16 protein-coding genes and 4 pseudogenes are annotated in these 19803 nt (G+C 48.1%); 1 reads left to right on the top strand and 19 read right to left on the bottom strand.

The annotated features are described in order from the left end of the window. Positions 1 to 15 precede the first annotated feature (15 nt). Entirely contained in the window at positions 16 to 1155 is a 1140-nt protein-coding gene (locus KG631_RS03780) for a dicarboxylate/amino acid:cation symporter (RefSeq protein ID WP_213995425.1), read from the top strand. A gap of 238 nt (positions 1156 to 1393) precedes the next feature. Here KG631_RS03780 and glmU read toward each other — a convergent pair whose 3' ends face one another. The 19 genes and pseudogenes from glmU to mnmG form a co-directional block, all read right to left on the bottom strand. Next, positions 1394 to 2770: a bifunctional UDP-N-acetylglucosamine diphosphorylase/glucosamine-1-phosphate N-acetyltransferase GlmU gene (gene glmU, locus KG631_RS03775; RefSeq protein ID WP_213995420.1), complete on the bottom strand. Its 1377-nt coding sequence runs from the start codon at positions 2768 to 2770 to the stop codon at positions 1394 to 1396. 158 nt (positions 2771 to 2928) lie between these two features. Continuing rightward, positions 2929 to 4872 (bottom strand): S9 family peptidase, encoded by a 1944-nt coding sequence (locus KG631_RS03770; RefSeq protein WP_213995414.1) that lies wholly within the window; start codon positions 4870 to 4872, stop codon positions 2929 to 2931. A 226-nt stretch (positions 4873 to 5098) separates the two neighbouring features. Next, positions 5099 to 5374, bottom strand: a complete 276-nt coding sequence (locus KG631_RS03765) for a hypothetical protein (protein WP_213995413.1) — start codon at positions 5372 to 5374, stop codon at positions 5099 to 5101. Positions 5375 to 5517: 143 nt separating this feature from the next. Then, positions 5518 to 7659 carry a winged helix-turn-helix domain-containing protein gene (locus tag KG631_RS03760; protein ID WP_213995409.1) on the bottom strand — a complete coding sequence of 714 codons (2142 nt, stop codon included), beginning with the start codon at positions 7657 to 7659 and terminating at the stop codon, positions 5518 to 5520. 151 nt (positions 7660 to 7810) lie between these two features. Next, complete coding sequence (locus KG631_RS03755) at positions 7811 to 8227, bottom strand: F0F1 ATP synthase subunit epsilon (protein WP_019676211.1); 417 nt, start codon at positions 8225 to 8227, stop codon at positions 7811 to 7813. A gap of 24 nt (positions 8228 to 8251) precedes the next feature. Next, the gene (gene atpD / locus KG631_RS03750; RefSeq protein WP_213995402.1) at positions 8252 to 9637 is read right to left on the bottom strand and encodes a F0F1 ATP synthase subunit beta; all 1386 of its coding nucleotides are present in this window, start codon (positions 9635 to 9637) and stop codon (positions 8252 to 8254) included. A 33-nt stretch (positions 9638 to 9670) separates the two neighbouring features. Then, positions 9671 to 10534: a F0F1 ATP synthase subunit gamma gene (gene atpG / locus KG631_RS03745; RefSeq protein WP_213995395.1), complete on the bottom strand. Its 864-nt coding sequence runs from the start codon at positions 10532 to 10534 to the stop codon at positions 9671 to 9673. Between the two features lie 54 nt (positions 10535 to 10588). Further along, on the bottom strand, positions 10589 to 12130 hold the full coding sequence (gene atpA / locus KG631_RS03740; RefSeq protein ID WP_213995389.1) for a F0F1 ATP synthase subunit alpha: 1542 nt from the start codon (positions 12128 to 12130) through the stop codon (positions 10589 to 10591). 14 nt (positions 12131 to 12144) lie between these two features. Then, positions 12145 to 12675, bottom strand: a complete 531-nt coding sequence (atpH, locus tag KG631_RS03735) for a F0F1 ATP synthase subunit delta (protein ID WP_213995642.1) — start codon at positions 12673 to 12675, stop codon at positions 12145 to 12147. Between the two features lie 16 nt (positions 12676 to 12691). Then, on the bottom strand, positions 12692 to 13162 hold the full coding sequence (gene atpF, locus KG631_RS03730; RefSeq protein WP_213995383.1) for a F0F1 ATP synthase subunit B: 471 nt from the start codon (positions 13160 to 13162) through the stop codon (positions 12692 to 12694). 45 nt (positions 13163 to 13207) lie between these two features. Then, the gene (gene atpE / locus KG631_RS03725) at positions 13208 to 13441 is read right to left on the bottom strand and encodes a F0F1 ATP synthase subunit C (protein WP_062483651.1); all 234 of its coding nucleotides are present in this window, start codon (positions 13439 to 13441) and stop codon (positions 13208 to 13210) included. A 42-nt stretch (positions 13442 to 13483) separates the two neighbouring features. Then, a pseudogene (gene atpB, locus KG631_RS19165) lies at positions 13484 to 14351 on the bottom strand (F0F1 ATP synthase subunit A). A gap of 513 nt (positions 14352 to 14864) precedes the next feature. Next, positions 14865 to 14927, bottom strand: a complete 63-nt coding sequence (locus KG631_RS19160; protein ID WP_365868171.1) for a hypothetical protein — start codon at positions 14925 to 14927, stop codon at positions 14865 to 14867. 2 nt (positions 14928 to 14929) lie between these two features. Next, positions 14930 to 15834 (bottom strand): annotated as a pseudogene (locus KG631_RS03715) (ParB/RepB/Spo0J family partition protein); the annotation flags it as partial. 48 nt (positions 15835 to 15882) lie between these two features. Then, entirely contained in the window at positions 15883 to 16074 is a 192-nt protein-coding gene (locus KG631_RS18765) for a ParA family protein (RefSeq protein WP_301003568.1), read from the bottom strand. A gap of 79 nt (positions 16075 to 16153) precedes the next feature. Next, positions 16154 to 16438 (bottom strand): AAA family ATPase, encoded by a 285-nt coding sequence (locus KG631_RS18760; protein ID WP_301003567.1) that lies wholly within the window; start codon positions 16436 to 16438, stop codon positions 16154 to 16156. Beyond that, positions 16416 to 16637, bottom strand: coding sequence for an AAA family ATPase (locus tag KG631_RS18755; protein WP_301003566.1), 222 nt, complete (start codon positions 16635 to 16637; stop codon positions 16416 to 16418). Before KG631_RS18755 ends, KG631_RS18760 begins: the two co-directional genes overlap by 23 nt. 332 nt (positions 16638 to 16969) lie before the next feature. Further along, a pseudogene (locus tag KG631_RS18750) lies at positions 16970 to 17203 on the bottom strand (RsmG family class I SAM-dependent methyltransferase). Between the two features lie 114 nt (positions 17204 to 17317). Continuing rightward, positions 17318 to 19221 (bottom strand): annotated as a pseudogene (gene mnmG, locus KG631_RS03700) (tRNA uridine-5-carboxymethylaminomethyl(34) synthesis enzyme MnmG). Positions 19222 to 19803: the final 582 nt, after the last annotated feature.

Raw genomic sequence — 19803 nt, 5'->3', positions numbered from 1 at the left:
AAACGAGAACCCACTATGCAACTTATCCTGAAACTGATTGCCGGTATCGTGCTGGGCATGCTGCTTGGCCTTTATGCGCCGCATTGGCTTACCCAAATTTTAATCACCTTTAAAGCGCTGTTTGGTGAGCTTTTATTTTTTACTATTCCACTTCTTATTCTGTTCTTTATTACCAGCGGCATTGCCGCCCTGCCGCAAAAATCCGGTAAGTTACTCGGCCGCACTCTGGGAATTGCCTATTTATCGACGATTCTGGCCGGTACCCTGGCGTTTTTAGTCGCAGTGGTCGTGGTACCGATGCTGGCCCCTGCTGCTGGTGCAACATCAACTGGCGTAGTGGCTGAATTAACACCCTATATTGAAATGGATATTCCGCCGGTATTTGGCATTATGACGGCGCTGGCGCTGGCTTTTATTTTTGGCCTGGGCATTGCCGCCACCCAGGCGCAGCAACTTAAGCAGTTGTCTGATCAGGGCCGCGATATTATTCAGCTGTTGCTGTTAAAAGTGATAATACCGCTGCTGCCCGTTTATATTGCTGGCGTGTTTGCTCAATTAGCCGCCGCAGGTACGGTGTTTGCAACGCTTAGAACCTTTGGCGTGGTGTTAATTCTGGCACTGCTGCTGCACTGGCTGTGGATTATTATTTTATATAGCATTGCCGGTATTAAGGCCGGTAAATCACCACTATTGCTGATTAAAAATATGCTGCCAGCCTACTTCACTGCATTAGGCACCATGTCGAGCGCGGCCACTATTCCGGTATCACTACAGGCCACCAAAGCTAATGGTGTAAAACCTAATATTGCTGACTTTACCGTGCCGCTGTGTGCTACCACCCACTTAGCCGGCTCTACTATCACTATTGTTAGTTGTGCGGTGGCGGTAATGGTAATGCAAAATGGCCTGGAAATTCCGTCACTGCTCACCATGCTGCCGTTTATTCTGACCTTAGGCGTCGTAATGCTGGCTGCCCCTGGCGTGCCTGGCGGCGCGGTAATGTCGGCCGTTGGCCTGCTGGGCTCTATGCTCGGTTTTGGCGAAGCGGCAGTAGCGATGATGATAGCGCTGTATATGGCGCAGGACAGCTTTGGAACCGCCTGTAATGTTACCGGCGATGGTGCTATTGCGGTGCTGGTAGATAAGGCTGAGTAGTTATGAGAAAGGCTGACAGGTTGCAACTCCCGTTCCGGCTCGCCACAGCAAGTAGCGTGAGCATCCTGCCCACGCCCTTGCAGGCCAGCAAAGCTGTTCAAATTCGCTCCAGACGAATTTGTCGTCCTTTGCCTACGGCAGGACTCAGACACTCTGTGGCGCCCAATCCGGGATTTCAACCCGCAGCCTAAATAGTCATGTTGTAAAACAGCCCGCAAATGCGGGCTGTTTTACCTGATTACTTTTTAATCTTCACCGGCCGCTGCCAGCCCTCTATATGCCGTTGTTTAGCGCGGGCAACCACCAGTTCGCCGTCAGCTGCATCGCGGGTGAGCACTGAACCAGCACCAACCGTAGCGTTAACCCCTACCGTTACCGGCGCTACCAGCGAGCTGTTCGAGCCGATAAAGGCGCCATCCTGAATGGTAGTAACAAACTTATTGGCGCCATCGTAGTTACAGGTGATGGTACCGGCACCCACATTTACTTTGCTGCCAATGACCGCATCACCCAGATAAGTTAAGTGATTGGCTTTTGAGCCTTTGCCTAAGGTGGTTTTTTTCATCTCGACAAAGTTACCAACATGGCTGTCATCCAGCATCACGCTATCTGGTCGTAACCGGGCATAAGGGCCGACTGAACAGTCGCTGCCAACCGTGGCCTTTTCAATCATGGAATTGGGTTTAATTTCTGTGTTATCGCCAATGCTGCAGTCTTTTAAAATACAGTTAGCACCAATGGTTACGCCCTTACCCAGCACCACTTTGCCTTCGAAAATAACATTAATGTCGATCATCACGTCATTGCCAACCTCAACGCTGCCACGCACATCAAGCCGGGCCGGGTCACGCAGGTTGGCACCTGCCAGCATCAGCTCCTGTGCTTTGCGCTGCTGATAGGCACGCTCTAATGCCGCCAGTTGCAGCCGATTATTGGCCCCTTCCACTTCCATTGGATCCTGCGGCTGCGCCGTGGCAATTTCGATACCTTCACGATGCGCCATGGCAATCACATCAGTTAAGTAATATTCACCCTGCGCATTGCTGTTTGACAGCTTGCCCAACCAGCTTTTCAGCTGTTTGCCTGGCAGCGCCATAATGCCGCTGTTCACTTCGTTAATTTGCAGCTGTTCTGGCGTGGCATCTTTTTGCTCGACAATACCCACTACCTTACCGCTGTTATTTTCACCAGCACGCATTATCCGGCCATAGCCGGTCGGATTCGCTAAATTTACCGTCAAAATGGCCAGGCCATCAGCCGGCTTTGCAGCTAACAGTTGTTGCAGAGTTTCCAGACGGGTAAGCGGTACGTCACCATAAAGCACCAACACGGTATCGTCATCGGCAATATTCGGAATAGCCTGCGCTACCGCATGGCCGGTACCGAGTTGCTCGGCTTGCAATACCCAGTGTAAAGGCTGTTCACCCAGGGCTGTTTGCAGGGCGTTGGCACCGTAACCATACACCAGCTGCGGCTTAGCTGCACCGAGCGCCCGGGCAGTGTCAATAACATGCTGCACCATTGGCCGTTCTGCTACTTGGTGCAATACTTTGGGTAAGTCTGATTTCATCCGTGTGCCTTTACCGGCTGCCAGAATTACTACATTGAGTGCCATAAAATAAATCCTGTAATCGAGTATCGTTGATACTGCGCTTAAGCTAATAGGTGAGTATTCTAATAGATATGACAGCAGATTACAGGTATGGCGTGAAGTTTTGCTGAATGAAAAACGCCACCCGAAGGTGGCGCTTTGCTGTTACAGCTTGGCTGCGGTTAGTTTTCTGCTGTTTCACCGATGTATTTATCGAAGAAAGCCAGCATTTTCTGCCAACGTTCTACGTTATTCTCCGGTTTATAAAAACCATGGCCTTCTTTTTCCTTCACCAGCCACTCATAAGGATGGTTGCGCTTTTCCAGCTCATCTCTAAGCACTTCAGCCTGGATCAGTGGAACTCGCCGATCTTCAGTACCGTGAATAATGAAGATTGGCGCTTTTAGCTTGTCCAGATTTTTAATCGCAGATTGGGCGTCTAACCGCGCTTTATCCCGGCCAATATACATTTCCAGAGTATTTAAACCACCTTGTGATTCTGTCGTGTCACCGTGTTCATACATAAGGTTCAGATCTGACATACCGACAAAACTTACTGCACACTTATACAAATCAGGCTCACGCACTACGCTGGTTAACGACGCATACCCCCCATACGAGGCACCATAAATACATACCCGGTTTTTGTCGGCGATGCCTTCCTTAACCAGATGCATAACACCGTCAGTCATATCGTCTATCATGGTGGTGCCCCAATTCAGGTAACCACTTTGCAGAAACTCCCGCCCAAAGCCACCTGAGCCGCGAAAATTTGGCTGCAATACGGCGTAACCATGCTGGGCTAATACTTTGGCATCGGTATCAATTTCCAGCGTATCCCGAATACCATGTGGTCCACCGTGCGGCAGCATAATTAACGGCAGATTTTTGGCTTCCATATCCCGTGGTAAGGTTAAAATTGCCTGAATATCCAAACCATCGCGGCTTTTATAAATAATGGCTTTAGTTTGCGCCAGTAGCTCAGGCTTCATCCAGGGCCGGCCATTTAATAAAAAGCTCAGCTGATTATTTTTGGTATCGAACAGGTAAAACTCTGGCGGATGGTTAGCCGAGCGCGCGGTCAATACTAAAATATTGTTATCACTGGTTGCTGAATTGATCGCAATTTTTTTACCCGGGAACGCCGCTTTCAGGCTTTGCAAATAACCACTGAAGGTTTTATCCCTGACATCAGCAAAAAATACATCTTCATGCGTTTCATACTCGTAGGATGCGCCAATTACTTCTTTCAGGAAGCCATCTTCAATGCTGAACTGAGGAGTAACATCCACTTTAGGGTGGTGCGCTACCACCTCTTCTTTACCGGTCTCCGGGTCCATAATGCTTATGGCTTTGGTATCGGTCTGAGTATCACTTAAACCAACTACCCGTTTATTGTCCGGTAAAAAGGCAATAGGCGTAAAACTGCCATCACGCTGGCCGTAACGGCGTAACGTTTGCCAGTCAGACTTTTCATCCTTCCGGTACATCATAATCATCTCATTGTCATTTTCCTGATCAATACCAATAGCCATCCGGGCAATCCCGTTGTTATCGGTGATCATACCGGAAGAACGCATCGGCGCCCGGGCAATTTGCCGGGTCCGGCCGGTTTCGATATTCAGCCGTTTTACCAGACTGAACGAGCCCCGCCGGTTTGGCGTACTGGTAACAATCAGTACAAACTTTTCCTCTTCAGGTAAGTAGTTAATCACCTGGGCCGGATCTTTTTCATTGTCGGCCCGGTAACCGGTTAACATTCTGGCATTAGAACCATCGGCATTTACGGCAAAAATCTCACCGGTACTAACAGGCTGCTCCAGCGCACCAATATCCCGTACCAGGGTAATTAGCAACCGCTCATTATTGGCCCAGTCAATCGAGCCGATAGAATCACGCCCGGTAAAATGGCGGACACTGATTATTTTGTTAGATTTAATCTCAATTACATTCAGGTAAATATTACCTTCTTCACTGCGACTGGTCGCCGCCAGGTATTTACCTGAAGGGGAAATTTCAATTTCCAGAAATTGTGACGGTCTGGCGTAATCTTCCAATGTAAGTTGTTCTGTTGCCTGAACACTGGTAAAGGCAAAAAGCAGCCAACTAAACAATATTACTCTCATACGTTGTTACCTCTTAAACCGACTGCCTCACGCGCGTCTGGCTGTTCAATTATTATTGTTATATCCAAGCTTTACTGGTGTTAGCCAACTAATGGATGCTGCAGTAATAACAAGTGCAACAGCAGCCAGCTACCGAACCAAAACAAACCCCAGCCCAGCACCCGGGCTGGTTCTTGTTTTTTTAACAGCTTAAACATTACCGTTTTCCTTGCTCATTAACAACTGTTCAATGTTGTAACAGTGGCAGAACATTGCCCAGTAATGACGTTTCGGTCAGCGCTTTACGCGCATTGTTATAGTTGTCGTGTTTAAGCTGTTGCTGCAATTGAACTAACGTCTGTTCCAAATCCAGTTTAATGTCAAAGTCGTCCAGCGATATTACCTTTTGCGGGTTAGTATCAACATTCAGCTGGGCATTGGGCTCAGCCATAGTTATACCAGCCGGCAACAATAAAGAACCCGCTACTAACATGTTCACAAGGGTGTTTTTCTTAGTTTGCATGATTGCCTCCTGCGGCGTTGTTATGCGACAGGGCAAACTGTAGCCAGCAGTCAGAGAAACAGCGATAACGGCTTTGCGACTTTACTGTGATGAAGTAAACACTTTAGTTATAACTACAGTTATAACTATTTAAAACAATGAAATTAAAGTACTTTTCCAAGGTTAACAATGCGATCGCTATTGCGTTGAATATTAAAATACAGGGCTTTTTTGCCGTCAGGGCTAATTGACAACCTCGGGTCAAGCTCATTGCGTGGCAAAACCTGCTGCGATATATCAGGTTGTTGTGCACTAAACTGCCATAGAAACGTATCAGCCATTTGCATATTACTAAATAGCAAAGTGTCGCCATAAATATTCACCTGGTAAGGTACATCAAACATCATTCTGGCATCTTGTTTTACAACCTGCTGCAAGGTACTGTCCAGTCGGTGAAACTGGCCTTGCGGGTCCACGGCCAGAAATTCGTTACCGAGCGGAATAAACAAGCGGTAATCCTGGCTAAACCGATCTGTTGTACCGGCACTGATCAGGTAACGATTAACCCGCCAGCGGCCAGCCTCATTTTCGGTAAAGAGAATTTGCTGGCTATCTGCACTGAAAAAACCCGACTCGACCACCTGAGTTTGTGCCGAAATGGCGGTAAGCTGATTGTTGCTTAACTGCAATAACCAAAGCCTTTTTTTCATTTTAAGCAGCAAATACTGTTGGTCCGGGCTTTGTGACAGTAGCTGAAAATCGTTTTCTAACGATATTACAGGCTGTTGTTGCTGGCTGTTGGTGTCGTACAAGCGTAGCTGATACTCGTCAGCATGACGCTGAGTTAACCAGAGTTTCTGCGGATCCGGGCTATAAGCTAATGCCAGTGGCGGCTTGTTAAAGCGATAAAACTGCTTTGTCTGTCTGTCGGGCCAGCTGGCCTCAATATAACTGCGTTCGACAGCGGGTCGTAAAATTGCCAGCAATTGCTGCTCAAGCGTGATAAACAGGCGGCGGATCCGGTTGTTGCCAGCCAACGTGATCTCACTAAGTTGCTGGTTACTAAGTTGATAGCGCCAGGCAGTGCCGCCCTGGTCTAATAACACCAGCTGGTCTTGCTCTGGCCACAGTATTTGTGTAGCACGCACGGGTAATGCGGTTTCCTGCAACAGCTGCTTGCTGGCCAGCTGATATATCTGCAGTCGGAATTCATCATGTTGACCACGATAACGAACCATTGCCAGTTGTTGTTGGTCTGGAGACAGACTCCCCCCTAAATCAACAATCATCGATGCTGCACTAAAGGTGAGTTGCTGTACCCCGCCACTGGCTAAATCATAACTGTAATAATAGCCGTTATCGCCCTGAGCCGCTGTGGCATTATAAATAAGCCTATCGAGTGCACTGTGGTACAGCACATTTCCCAATGTAAACTGCTGATCTACCAGTAGCTGGGGTTGTGCCCCCTCTTTTAATTCCAGGAGATACAAACGACAGCGCTCGCCCGCAATATCAATGTAGACCACAGCACTGTCATCTCGGATAAAACTCAGGGTAGTAACAGCATGACTACCCGTTGTTGGCAGGGGTTTAATCTGGCCGCTGAAGCGGTCATGCAGAAATAGCTGCCAACCACCATGTCCTTTTACACTGGCACTAAACGCCAGAAATCGTCCGTCAGCTGACAGCGCCAAATCAACTTTCTCGCCCGGAATATCAATCAAACTTTCACCGACGGCGAGTGCTAGTGATGCCGGCGCGCTTTGTGGATTGCTTAGCAGCCTGCTGCTAAATTGATACCCGCCCACCCCGAGTAAAATAAGCAGAAAAACCAGCAATAATATCAACGCCGCAGCGGGCCGGCGCCGTTTTACTGACTGTTCCGCAGCCGCCAGCGAAGGTGATAACAGAGGACCTGCAGCAGGGGACACATTGCTGGCAGTCCCGGCAATTAACCTGTCCTCAGCTACGCGTTCAATGATATCCGGGCTGATGACTAAGGCATAACCCCGTTTCATTTGCGATTTAATGAAACGCGGGGGGTCGCTGTCTGTATCATTCAGCGCCTGTCGCAGCTTACTTATAGTGCGTCTTACTGCCGTGTCACTGACTACCCGGCCCTGCCACACCTGTTCATGCAATTGTTCGAGGGTAACAAAACGGGGATACTGCTGGATAAGGTGCATTAAAACAGCGAAAACCTTGGGTTCTAACGGTATAGTTTTGCCGTTTAACAGCAGGTTAAAGTTACCGGTATCAAGCGTATATTCAGCCAGCGCGTATTTTGCCGGATGTGAAGTAACCAATAGTCAGTCCATTGCACCTATAATTTAGCCACTGATTATACTCATTTGTAACAAATAAGAAACTAGCTTGTTTTTAATCAGGTTAAAACAGACCGTTAGTTCCGGCAATAAAAAGCCACCCATAAAGGTGGCTTTTCTAACAAACGTAAAGTTACTTTTTGCGCAGTTTCTGAATTACCCGCAGCTGAGCAATGGCCTCGGCCAGTTGCGCTGCCGCTTCGGCATAATTGAAATCTGCCCCGGCATGTTGCATTGCTTCAGTTGCCCGTTTCTGGGCATCTAATGCCGCCTGCTCATCCAGGTCTTCGCCGCGTACCGCAACATCGGCCAGCACGGTAATGCTGTCGGGTTGTACTTCAAGTACGCCACCGGCTACATAAATTACGTGCTCTTCACCGAACTGCTTCACGATACGGACCATGCCAGGTTTCAGAGGAGTCAGTAACGGGGCGTGAAAAGGTAAAATACCTAACTCGCCCTCACTGCCTGTGACCTGCACGGACTCGACAAGGCCAGAGAAAATTTTCTCTTCAGCACTTACTACATCCAGTTGCACTGTCATCGCCATTTCGCTCTCCTAAAGCCTGGTTGCTTAAAGCTTCTTCGCTTTTTCGATCGCTTCGTCGATAGAGCCTACCATGTAGAAAGCCTGCTCTGGCAAGTGATCATATTCACCGTCCAGAATGCCTTTAAAGCCACGGATAGTTTCTTTCAGCGGTACGTACTTACCTGGCGAACCGGTGAATACTTCAGCAACGAAGAACGGCTGAGACAGGAACCGCTGAATTTTCCGCGCACGGTAAACTAAGGTCCGGTCTTCATCTGACAGCTCGTCCATACCTAAGATGGCGATGATGTCTTTCAGTTCTTTGTAACGCTGCAGTACCGTTTGTACGCCACGGGCCACATCGTAATGCTCTTTACCGATAACCAATGGATCTAACTGACGAGACGTTGAATCCAGCGGGTCGATTGCCGGGTAAATACCCAGTGACGCAATGTTCCGGCTCAGTACTACTGTTGCATCTAAGTGCGAGAAGGTAGTGGCTGGTGACGGATCGGTTAAGTCATCCGCAGGTACGTAAACGGCCTGAATCGACGTGATAGAACCGGTTTTGGTAGAGGTGATACGCTCTTGTAACGCACCCATCTCTTCCGCCAGCGTTGGCTGATAACCTACCGCTGATGGCATCCGGCCTAACAAGGCTGATACTTCAGTACCGGCCAGGGTATAACGGTAGATGTTATCAACGAAGAACAGTACGTCACGGCCTTCTTCCCGGAACTTCTCTGCCATGGTTAAGCCAGTTAACGCAACGCGTAAACGGTTACCTGGTGGCTCGTTCATCTGACCATACACTAACGATACTTTATCCAGTACGTTAGAGTCTTTCATCTCGTGATAGAAATCGTTACCTTCACGGGTCCGCTCACCAACACCGGCAAATACTGAGTAGCCGCTGTGCTCGATAGCGATGTTCCGGATTAATTCCATCATGTTTACGGTTTTACCGACACCGGCACCACCGAACAGACCTACTTTACCGCCTTTGGCAAACGGGCAAACTAAGTCGATAACTTTAATACCGGTTTCCAGCAGGGCATTTGATGCAGCTTGCTCTTCGTATGAAGGCGCAGCGCGGTGAATTGACCAGCGCTCTTCTTCACCGATAGGGCCCGCTTCATCAATCGGGTTACCTAAAACGTCCATAATACGACCTAAGGTCGCTTTACCGACAGGTACCTGAATGGCTTTGCCTGAATTTCCAACTTGTGTACCACGACGTAAACCGTCGGTGGTGCCCATTGCGATAGTACGAACTGTACCGCCACCCAGCTGCTGCTGTACTTCCAGCACTAACCCAGCCAGATCACCGTCAGTCACGTTTAACGCGTCATAGATGCTAGGTACCGCTTCTTGTGGAAAATCGATATCCACAACGGCGCCAATGATTTGGACGACCTTACCTTGACTCATGATGTTTCCTCAAATTTCTCAAAACTGTTCACCTTAGCCTACAGCTGCCGCACCTGCGACGATTTCGCTGAGCTCCTGGGTAATAGCGGCCTGACGTGCTTTGTTGTACACCAACTTCAGGTCGTCCATTAAATTACCGGCGTTGTCGGTAGCGGCTTTCATTGCCACCATCCGCGCTGCATGTTCACTGGCAGCGTTTTCAACAACCCCCTGGTAAACCTGTGACTCGATGTAGCGGTCCAGCAACATATCTAAGATAGGTTGCGGATCCGGCTCGTACAGGTAATCCCAGTTATGCTCTTTCTGAGCGATATCTGCTTTGGGCAAAGGTAAGAGTTGATCGATCACTGGCTCTTGTTTCATGGTATTCACAAAAGTGTTGTATACCAGGAATAAGCGGTCAATCCGGCCATCCAGGTATGCCTGCAGCATTACCTTAACCGAACCAATCACATCAGCCAAACGTGGTACGTCACCTGAACCCGTTTGTTGTGCTACAACTTTACCGCCGAAACGCTTGAAGAACGCCGTGGCTTTGTTACCGATAACGGCAAACTCAGCTTCGACGTTCTGGCTTTTCCAGCTTTTCATTTCCAGCACAACTTTCTTAAACTCGTTGGTATTCAGGCCACCGCAAAGACCGCGATCGGTTGAAATAATAATGTAGCCAACCCGTTTTACGTCACGCTCCGATAAATACGGATGACGATATTCGATGTTGCCCTGAGCAATATTACCGATTACTTTGCGCATACCTTCAGCGTATGGGCGGGTTGCAGCTACGCGCTCCTGCGCTTTGCGCATTTTGCTGACCGCAACTTTTTCCATAGCACTGGTGATCTTGCGAGTATTGTTAATACTCCCGATCTTACTTTTTATCTCTTTACCACCGGCCATGACTGTATCTCCGTTTCATTCAACGAACGGGGTGGCTATTGCCACCCGCGTAATTTACCAAGTCTGAGTTGCTTTAAACTTCTCAATGGCCGCTTTTAGCGACGACTCGATTTGATCGTTGTAGTTACCGGTTTTCGCGATATCAGCCATCAGCTCGGCATACTCGGCTTTCATAAAGCTGATTAAAGCAGTTTCAAAATCCTGGATTTTGGCCACTTCAACATCTTTCAGATAACCTTTTTCGATAGCGAAAATAGACACACCCATTTCGGCAACGCTCATCGGGCTGTACTGCAGCTGTTTCATCAGCTCAGTAACCTTCTGACCGTGCTCTAACTGGGCGCGGGTTGCTTCATCTAGGTCAGACGCAAACTGAGCGAATGCTGCCAGCTCTGAGTACTGCGCTAATGCCAGACGAATACCACCACCTAATTTCTTGATGATCTTGGTTTGCGCTGCACCACCTACCCGCGATACTGAAATACCGGCGTTAACCGCAGGGCGGATACCGGCGTTAAATAAATCAGATTCTAAGAAGATCTGACCATCAGTAATCGAGATTACGTTGGTTGGTACGAACGCTGATACGTCACCGGCCTGGGTTTCAATAATTGGCAGAGCGGTTAATGAACCGGTCTTGCCTTTTACTTCGCCGTTGGTTAAGCGCTCAACATAGTCGGCATTAACCCGTGATGCCCGCTCCAGCAGACGTGAGTGCAGATAGAATACGTCACCCGGGTAAGCTTCACGGCCTGGCGGACGGCGTAACAGCAACGAGATCTGACGATAAGCAACAGCTTGCTTAGACAAATCATCATATACAATCAGGGCATCTTCACCGCGGTCACGGAAGTATTCGCCCATGGTACAGCCAGAATATGGCGCCAGGAATTGCAACGCAGCGGCTTCAGAAGCAGAGGCTACCACCACGATCGTGTTGGCCAGGGCACCGTGCTCTTCCAGCTTACGTACTACGTTAGCGATGGTAGAGGCTTTCTGACCGATAGCAACGTAAATACATTTAACACCAGTATTTTTCTGGTTGATAATGGCATCAATAGCTAAAGCCGTTTTACCGGTCTGACGGTCACCGATTAATAATTCACGCTGGCCACGACCGATTGGGATCATGGCATCAACTGACTTATAACCGGTTTGCATTGGCTGGTCGACTGATTGACGGTCAATTACGCCCGGCGCAATTTTTTCTACCGGGGCATAACCTGCAGCGTCAATCGGGCCTTTACCATCGATAGGTGCACCTAAGGTATTCACCACGCGGCCTAACAGTTGCGGACCTACCGGTACTTCAAGAATACGGCCGGTACTTTTTACTTTAGTGCCTTCAGTTAAGTCCGCGTACGGACCCATTACCACGGCACCAACAGAATTGCGCTCTAAGTTAAGCGCGATAGCATAACGATTGCCAGGAAGCTCGATCATCTCACCTTGCATACAATCAGCAAGGCCATTAATCCGGATAATACCGTCAGTTACCTGGACGATAGTACCTTCGTTACGAGCTTCACTGACCACTTCAAACTGAGCAATTCGACTCTTGATCAGTTCTGAAATTTCAGTGGAATTCAGTTGCATACTCTATTCCCCAATTACGACTGCAGCGCAGTTGCTAAACGATCCAGCTTACCGCGGACCGAGCCATCAATAACCATGTCACCTGCTTTGATCAGCATGCCGCCGACCATGTCAGGATTGACGCTACAGTTCAATTTAACTTTGCGTGCCAAACGTTGCGATAATGCAGCTATCAGCTTGTCTTGTTGAGCTTTATCAAGGGCAGTGGCGGAAGTAACCTCGACGGTTATTTCTTTCTCATATGCCGCTTTGTGTTCAACAAAGGCAACTAATACTTCAGGCAACGCCAACAAGCGATGATTTTCAGCCAGTACTTTAATAAAGTTCTGACCCTGCTCGTTGAGTTGCTCACCACAAACCTGAAGAAACAGGTCGGCTTGCTTTTCAGCAACACCAGAAGTACGCAACAGTGCTGCAACCTGGTCGTTTTCTGCTACTTGCGCAGCAAACGCCAGCATTTGCAGCCAGGCATCCAGCGCATTTTGCTCTACAGCAAAGTCGAAGGCCGCCTTAGCGTACGGACGAGCAATATTCGTCAATATCAGACATAGCTCATCCCCATTACAGTTCTTGTACCAGTTTTTCCAGAATGTCGCTGTGAGCAGCTTCGTCGATAGAACGTTGCAGAATTCTCTCTGCACCGGCTACCGCCAGGGCGGCTACCTGCTTGCGCAAATCTTCGCGTAAACGGTTTCGCTCCGCTTCAATTTCGGCTTTAGTCTGCGCCAGGATAGTATCCCGCTCAGCATTCGCTTTCTGGGCCGCTTCTTCAATCATCTTCGCTTCGCGTTTTCTCGCTTGCTCAATAATTTCAGCCGCTTGTGCTTTAGCATCTTTTAACTGATCTTTGGCTTTGTCCTGGGCTAACGCCAGGTCTTTTTCTGCCCGATCAGATGCTGCTAAACCGTCAGCAATTTTTTGTTGGCGCGTTTCGATGGCATTCATCAGCGGCGGCCATACAAACTTCATACAAAAAAGTACGAAGACGGTAAAAGCGATTAATTCACCTAACAGAGTGGCGTTTAAGTTCACGTCCGCTCCTCCTTATTTAGTTGTTCGTTTAACAAAAACCTTCAATTACATTGCGAACAACATGTACATAGCGATACCAACACCGATCATAGCTACGGCATCGATAAGACCAGCAAGGATGAACATTTTAACTTGCAGTGAAGGGGCCAGTTCAGGCTGACGGGCACAAGCTTCCAAGAACTTACCACCCATGTTACCGAAACCCAGTGCAGTACCGATAGCACCAAAACCGATTAACAACGCTACAGCGATTAATTTAATAGCTACTGCAATTTCCATTTTTATCTCCGATATTTCTATAGTTAAAGTTAAAGTTAAAAATTAATGGTTATCTGAACTGGCCATACTTAAGTACACTATGGTCAGCATCATAAACACGAACGCCTGTAAGACAATGACCAGAATGTGGAACACGGCCCAGACGAAGTGCAACGGTAGCTGCGCCAGACCAATAGCACCAATCAGGATAAAGATCATTTCGCCGGCATACAGGTTACCGAATAACCGCAGCGCCAGTGGAAAACGGTTTGGCAACCAGTGCAATGGTTTCCCAGCAGCAAGTTAGCTGGGATCAAGGATGATTTGTAACGGCACATTTTGGTGCTGAAAGGATGCAGCGTCAGTTCTTTAATAAAGCCCAATACACCTTTAATCCGGATAGAGTAACCAATCATCAGAATAAACACGCCGATAGCCAGCGCAGCCGTCATATTGATATCTGTGGTAGGTACAATTTTCATGTAGACGTCATGCGGGTCCATACCAAAAGCCTGTAGCACCAACCAAGCCAGCAAAGGCGGGCAGGAAATCAACCGGGACTAAATCCATCAGGTTCATTAGAAACACCCAGACAAAAATGGTTAGTGCCAGTGGTGCGATTAATTTGCTTTTGCCGTGGTAGGTATCTCTGACGTTGGTAGCAACAAGCTCGACCACCATTTCTACAAAGCACTGAAACTTTCCCGGCACACCGACAGTGGCTTTGTTTCGCCAGCACTGCGGAATACCCACAGAAATAACAATACCAAGGCCAATAGACCACGCCAAGGTATCAATGATGCCATGTCCAGAACCCGGCCTCACTACACGCTTTATTAAATGCGACACTGCCATCAACGGTACACATTTTGGCGTTAGTAAGGTGGTGCTGAATATGGCTAGAGAGTGTTAACTCTTCACCTGCAGCCATGTTTCATCCCAATAGTTTAATGTTTAAAGAAAACTGGTGCTGTCCACTGTGCTAGCAGCGTCAAGGTGATCAAAACCAAGTAACAAATGCTTCTAGTACCAAATGCTGCTGCTGTGAATACTACTGCACAAGCAACACAGCGGTTAACAATTACATTTTAACTGACTGGCCGCGCATAAAGCGCTAGCCAGCTACTGCTTTCTGCCTGCATCTAACGCACTGAAACGAAACGCAAAACGCAAACACACAAATTTGGTACTGCAGCAGCCAAACCACCTTTAAAAGCGGATTTGGCTGCCAGCTGCTATCGGTCAGCAAAAAAAGCCAGTGCGATACACCCCGGCTACTGATAAGCCTGAGCACAGTACCAGCTGTATAAGCTGATTTTCGCGCTCTGCGCTGCATTATTTTCAGCCACTTTGTACCCCCTTGTAATAGCCCGTGAAGGGGGTCGAAAAAACTTGCGAAAGTATACTTATCTGCCTTTAATTTGCAACACAAAGGCGAGCTGCCCTACGATAGTACAGGCTGGTACAGAAAATTGGTACAATTTGGTGCATTAATGCTCGCCAGCAATGTTGCAACTTGGCTAAAATACCGTCTAACTCATCCAGGCTGCTGTAGGCTGATTTCCAGCTTACCTTTGCCTTTGTTGTTGTAACTTATCTGCACCGGCGCAGCAAAACGCTCACTTAAGCGTTGTTCCAGCGCCATCAACATCCGGATCACGCGCTTTTTCTGCCACTGCTGGTTTAGGTTCCAGAATCCGCCGGACTAGACTCTCAGTTTCACGCACCGTAAGCTGTTTATGCCGCAACCAAACGCGCGGTATCAGATTGCTCGTTATCTTTAGCAGCGCTAATAACGGCCCGGGCATGGCCCATTTCAATATCACCATGCTCCAGCAACACTTTAACGTCGTCATTCAACTGGCATTTAAGCCGCAGTAAATTGGTAACTGAGGCGCGGGATTTACCCACCGCATCGGCGACTTGCTGGTGGGTCAAAGCAAATTCAGTCAGTAACCGATCCAGCGCTACCGCTTCTTCCATCGCGTTTAAATCTTCGCGCTGAATATTTTCAATCAGCGCTATGGCAACGGCAGCTTCGTCCGGTACATCTTTAACAATACAGGGCACTTCAGATAGTTGTGCCAGCTGGCTGGCACGCCAACGCCGTTCACCGGCGATGATTTCATAACTGTCTTTCGCCAGCGGCCGCACTGACTGATGGGTTGAATAACGCCCTGGGCCCGAATGGAGCTGGCCAGATCCTCCAGCGCTTCCTGCGACATATCTTTGCGTGGTTGGTATTTACCTGGCGTCAGAAACTCGACCGGCAATAGCTGCAGCTCAGCAGACTGCTGATTAGCGTGGTTTTGCTCTGTCGTTCTGTTCGACGTCAGTAAGGCATCTAAGCCCCGGCCCAAGCCGCGTTTTTCACCGCCATGCGCAAAAGTATCCTTTAACTTATCGTAGTTCATACAGAGGCTGCGTTGCTCACTGGTTTTTTATCTGACCGACGCAACATTTCACCGGCCAGTGCCAGATAAGCTTTTGCACCCGGTTGAGTTTTTATCATAATACATTACCGGTGTACCAAAACTGGGTGCTTCTGCCAACCGCACATTGCGCGGGATCACCGCACGGTAAACCTTGTCACCAAAATGTTGTTTTAATTGCTCTGATACATCGTTTGCTAACCGGTTGCGCGGATCGTACATGGTTCTTAATATACCTTCGATCTTTAACTCGGCGATTTACCACTGCCGCCAGTTTGATTAATGGTATCGACCAGTGCAGTTAGACCTTCCAGCGCAAAATATTCGCATTGCATCGGCACCAATACCGGTATCGGCGGCAGCCATGGCAGTTAACGGTTAGCATGTTCAGTGACGGCGGGCAGTCGATAAAGATAAAATCATAGCTGCTGCGGTAGTCTTTTAAGGCAGTGCGTAAACGAAGCTCGCGGGCAAATACGTCCATTAAGCGCACTTCAGCAGCAGTAACATCAGAATTGGCTGCCATCAGGTGATAACCGCCGCTGGTTTCTTTGACGACAACTTCAGCCAGAGGTTTTTCGATCAATCAGTAATTCATGATGCGGTAGCATGCACTTCATACTTATCGACACCGCTGCTCCATAGTGGCATTGCCCTGTGGGTCCAAGATCGATCAGCAAAACCTTGCGCTTGGTTGCCGCCATTGATGCTGCTAAATTCACAGCTGTAGTGGTTTTACCTACCCCACCTTTCTGATTGGCAATGGCGATGACTTTACGCCACAAGATGCTCCTCGATTATCGGTTAAGCGCTGGTCACAGTATTACCAGATGCCGGCTGAGCATTGCAGTTGCTGGCACCTGCAAGGTATGAACGGCGCTACTTTAACAAAATCCGGCAAAGCTGCAATTTCTTCTTGCACCGCTGCGCCTTTCATTGCGTAAAAATGGCCATTTGGCTGCAGGTAGGTGGCGACACCAGCTGCGGCATATCATCTAGCCGAGGCAAAGGCTCTGGCTGATAACGCCATCGTAACAGTGTTGCAGGTTGATGCATGTTCTACCCGACTTTGCAGCGGTTGAATATTGGCTCAAGCTCAGTTGCATTTTTACCTGATTTAAAAACGGATCCGTTTGCCCAGACTGTCTAGCAGGGTGAATTGTTTTTCTGGGTAGTAAATGGCCAGCAGTACACCGGGTAAACCAGGCCAGTGCCAACATCAATGAAATGTTGCGCCTTGTAAATGCGGCGCTATAACCAGGCTATCCATCACATGCTTAACCAACATTTCTGCCGGATCTCGCACTGACGTCAGGTTATAGGCGCTATTCCATTTATCAAGTAACTGCACATAATGCAATACATTGTTGTAATTGCTGACTCTGTTCAGTTGTCAGGCTGGTTTGCAGCTACCAGCTGCCGCAGTTGTTCTAGCATACTGTTCCTTTCAGCTAATAACGCCTTATTACGCTGATTTACGCAGTAAACCCTGTTTTTCAGGTATACCAGCAACAACGAAATAGCCGCCGGTGGTAATACCCGAAATCCGTGATGCCTGGCCTACAGTTTGCTGGCTGGCGTTTGATTTAGCTTAATAATGACTTCGTTTGACAAACCTTTAACCGCGGTTATAATCAAACTGTTGTCGGTAATCTAGTGGCTTCATTACGTTGTTGCTTGGCAATTTCGTCTTGCTGGCGGTGAATATAGCCTTCATATTTAATCTGAATTTCAACTTGTTCAGCGGCAATGGGATCAGCTAGTGCCGGGCCTAAATCTACTAATTTGCATCAGTTGCTGCATACAGTCACTTCTGGCCGGCGGACCAATTCTTCCAAACTGGCTTCCCGGCTTAACGGTGTTTTCAGTAACTGCATTTACTCGCAGTTAGCGCTGTATGTTGCGGGTGGATCCAGCTTTGCTTTAAGCGTTGCCGTTCCAACTGCTATCTGTTCCATTTTTTCGTTAAATGCCTGCCAGCGTTGATCATCAACCAACCAAAGTTCACGGCCTTTAGCGGTTAAGCGTGCATCGGCATTATCTTCGCGCAGCATCAAACGGTATTCAGCCCGGCTGGTAAACATGCGGTAAGGTTCTTTGGTGCCTCATAGTGGTTAAATCGTCAACCAGTACGCCTAAATAAGCCTGGTTCGCGGCTCGGTGACCAGGCTGTCTTGTTCCTGGCTAAACAGGCGCAGCGTTTAACCCTGCAAGTAGTCCCTGAGCACCGGCTTCTTCGTAACCGGTTGTGCCATTGATCTGACCGGCAAAAAACAACCCTTTTATAAATTTAGTTTGTAATGAACTGGTTAGATCCCGTGGGTCAAAAAAGTCATATTCGATAGCATAACCAGGCCGGGTAATATGGGCATTTTCCATACCTTTAATCGACCGTACAATTGATAACTGGACATCAAAAGGTAAGCTGGTAGAAATACCATTTGGATATAATTCATGGGTGGTTAAGCCCTCTGGTTCGATAAAGATCTGATGCTTATCTTTATCGGCAAAACGCATGACTTTGTCTTCGATAGATGGGCAATAGCGCGGACCTATACCTTCGATAACCCCGGTGTACATCGGTGACCGATCCAAATTGTCGCGGATAACCTGATGGGTTTGTTCATTGGTGTACGTGATATAACAGGGTATTTGTTGTGGATGATCAGTACCCTTACCTAAAAACGAAAATACCGGGGTCGGGTTATCGCCAGGTTGCGGCTGCATTACTGAAAAGTCGACTGTTCTGGCGTCAACCCGCGGTGGTGTTCCGGTTTTTAGTCGATCTACTCTAAATGGCAGTTCCCGTAACCGTCGGGCTAAAGCAATGGATGGGGGGTCACCTGCCCGGCCGCCAGAAAACTGTTCCAGACCAATATGGATCTGACCACCGAGGAAAGTACCGACAGTCAGTACCACAGATTTAGCGCGGAATTTTAAGCCCATCTGGGTAACAACGCCCTGCACCTGGTCATTTTCGACAATCAGGTCGTCACACGCCTGCTGAAAAATCCGTAAATTTGGCTGGTTTTCCAGAATCTGCCGGATAGCAGCACGATACAACTGGCGGTCTGCCTGAGCACGGGTTGCCCGCACAGCTGGACCTTTCGAGCTGTTCAGGGTTCGAAACTGAATACCGCCTTTGTCAGCCGCTATTGCCATAGCGCCACCAAGCGCATCAATTTCTTTAACCAGGTGGCCCTTACCAATACCGCCAATGGCCGGGTTACATGACATCTGGCCCAGGGTTTCAACATTATGAGTTAGCAGTAAAGTTTGCAAACCCATGCGCGCAGCAGCTAAAGCAGCTTCGGTACCAGCATGGCCACCACCGACTACGATCACATCAAAAGTTTCTTGATACAACATTTCTGCCTCAACTCTGGCTTAAACACCACTTGAAAATAGGGCGCGTATTGTAGCGCGATCCGATCGCTTGTGAAACGTTTAAAGCGGATCAGGATCGCATTAAAATATATAAGATCTATTTAAAGATCTTTTTACTACTATTACTACTAAGCAGACTGTTTTCGGTGGATAAGCGATTATTACAATATGGGATCAATAGCTTAAATAGGATCTGATCCTGTGATCAAGGTTGGATCAACTCAGTCTGAACAGGTGGACAACCATGCTAGTTATGCACAGGTGGAGCTGACATTTTTTTTATAAAGAGCATAAGTACAGGTTAGTAACCGAATAAAGGCTAAGTTATACACATTCAGAACTATGCATTTGAAACATTGTTGATAACTTGGGGGTAATGGCAGTAGTAAAGCAGCCTATGACACAAGCGTAAAAGTGCTAAAACCAGAATTTATCAACGCTTTATCAGGTGATTGTTAAGCAGGATTGGCTGTTTCAGGATACATTGGCGCCTGGTTGGTTTTATTGCTGAGGTCAACCGGGAGCAGAGATTTGTCTATCTGTTCTTCCTGAGATACTTGTGTT

Origin of the sequence: Arsukibacterium sp. (assembly GCF_018402695.1) — a bacterium.
Lineage (GTDB): Bacteria > Pseudomonadota > Gammaproteobacteria > Enterobacterales > Alteromonadaceae > Alishewanella.
The sequence above is the reverse complement of the archived record's forward strand: the minus strand, read 5'-3'. Positions and strand labels throughout refer to the sequence as shown.

What these genes read in the sequence shown, in the direction of transcription:
- KG631_RS03780 (WP_213995425.1), top strand. Translation starts at nt 16, where the DNA reads ATGCAACTTATCCTGAAACTGATTGCCGGTATCGTGCTGGGCATGCTG.
- glmU (WP_213995420.1), bottom strand. Translation starts at nt 2,770, where the DNA reads ATGGCACTCAATGTAGTAATTCTGGCAGCCGGTAAAGGCACACGGATG.
- KG631_RS03770 (WP_213995414.1), bottom strand. Translation starts at nt 4,872, where the DNA reads ATGAGAGTAATATTGTTTAGTTGGCTGCTTTTTGCCTTTACCAGTGTT.
- KG631_RS03765 (WP_213995413.1), bottom strand. Translation starts at nt 5,374, where the DNA reads ATGCAAACTAAGAAAAACACCCTTGTGAACATGTTAGTAGCGGGTTCT.
- KG631_RS03755 (WP_019676211.1), bottom strand. Translation starts at nt 8,227, where the DNA reads ATGGCGATGACAGTGCAACTGGATGTAGTAAGTGCTGAAGAGAAAATT.
- atpD (WP_213995402.1), bottom strand. Translation starts at nt 9,637, where the DNA reads ATGAGTCAAGGTAAGGTCGTCCAAATCATTGGCGCCGTTGTGGATATC.
- atpG (WP_213995395.1), bottom strand. Translation starts at nt 10,534, where the DNA reads ATGGCCGGTGGTAAAGAGATAAAAAGTAAGATCGGGAGTATTAACAAT.
- atpA (WP_213995389.1), bottom strand. Translation starts at nt 12,130, where the DNA reads ATGCAACTGAATTCCACTGAAATTTCAGAACTGATCAAGAGTCGAATT.
- atpE (WP_062483651.1), bottom strand. Translation starts at nt 13,441, where the DNA reads ATGGAAATTGCAGTAGCTATTAAATTAATCGCTGTAGCGTTGTTAATC.
- KG631_RS18765 (WP_301003568.1), bottom strand. Translation starts at nt 16,074, where the DNA reads ATGTACGATCCGCGCAACCGGTTAGCAAACGATGTATCAGAGCAATTA.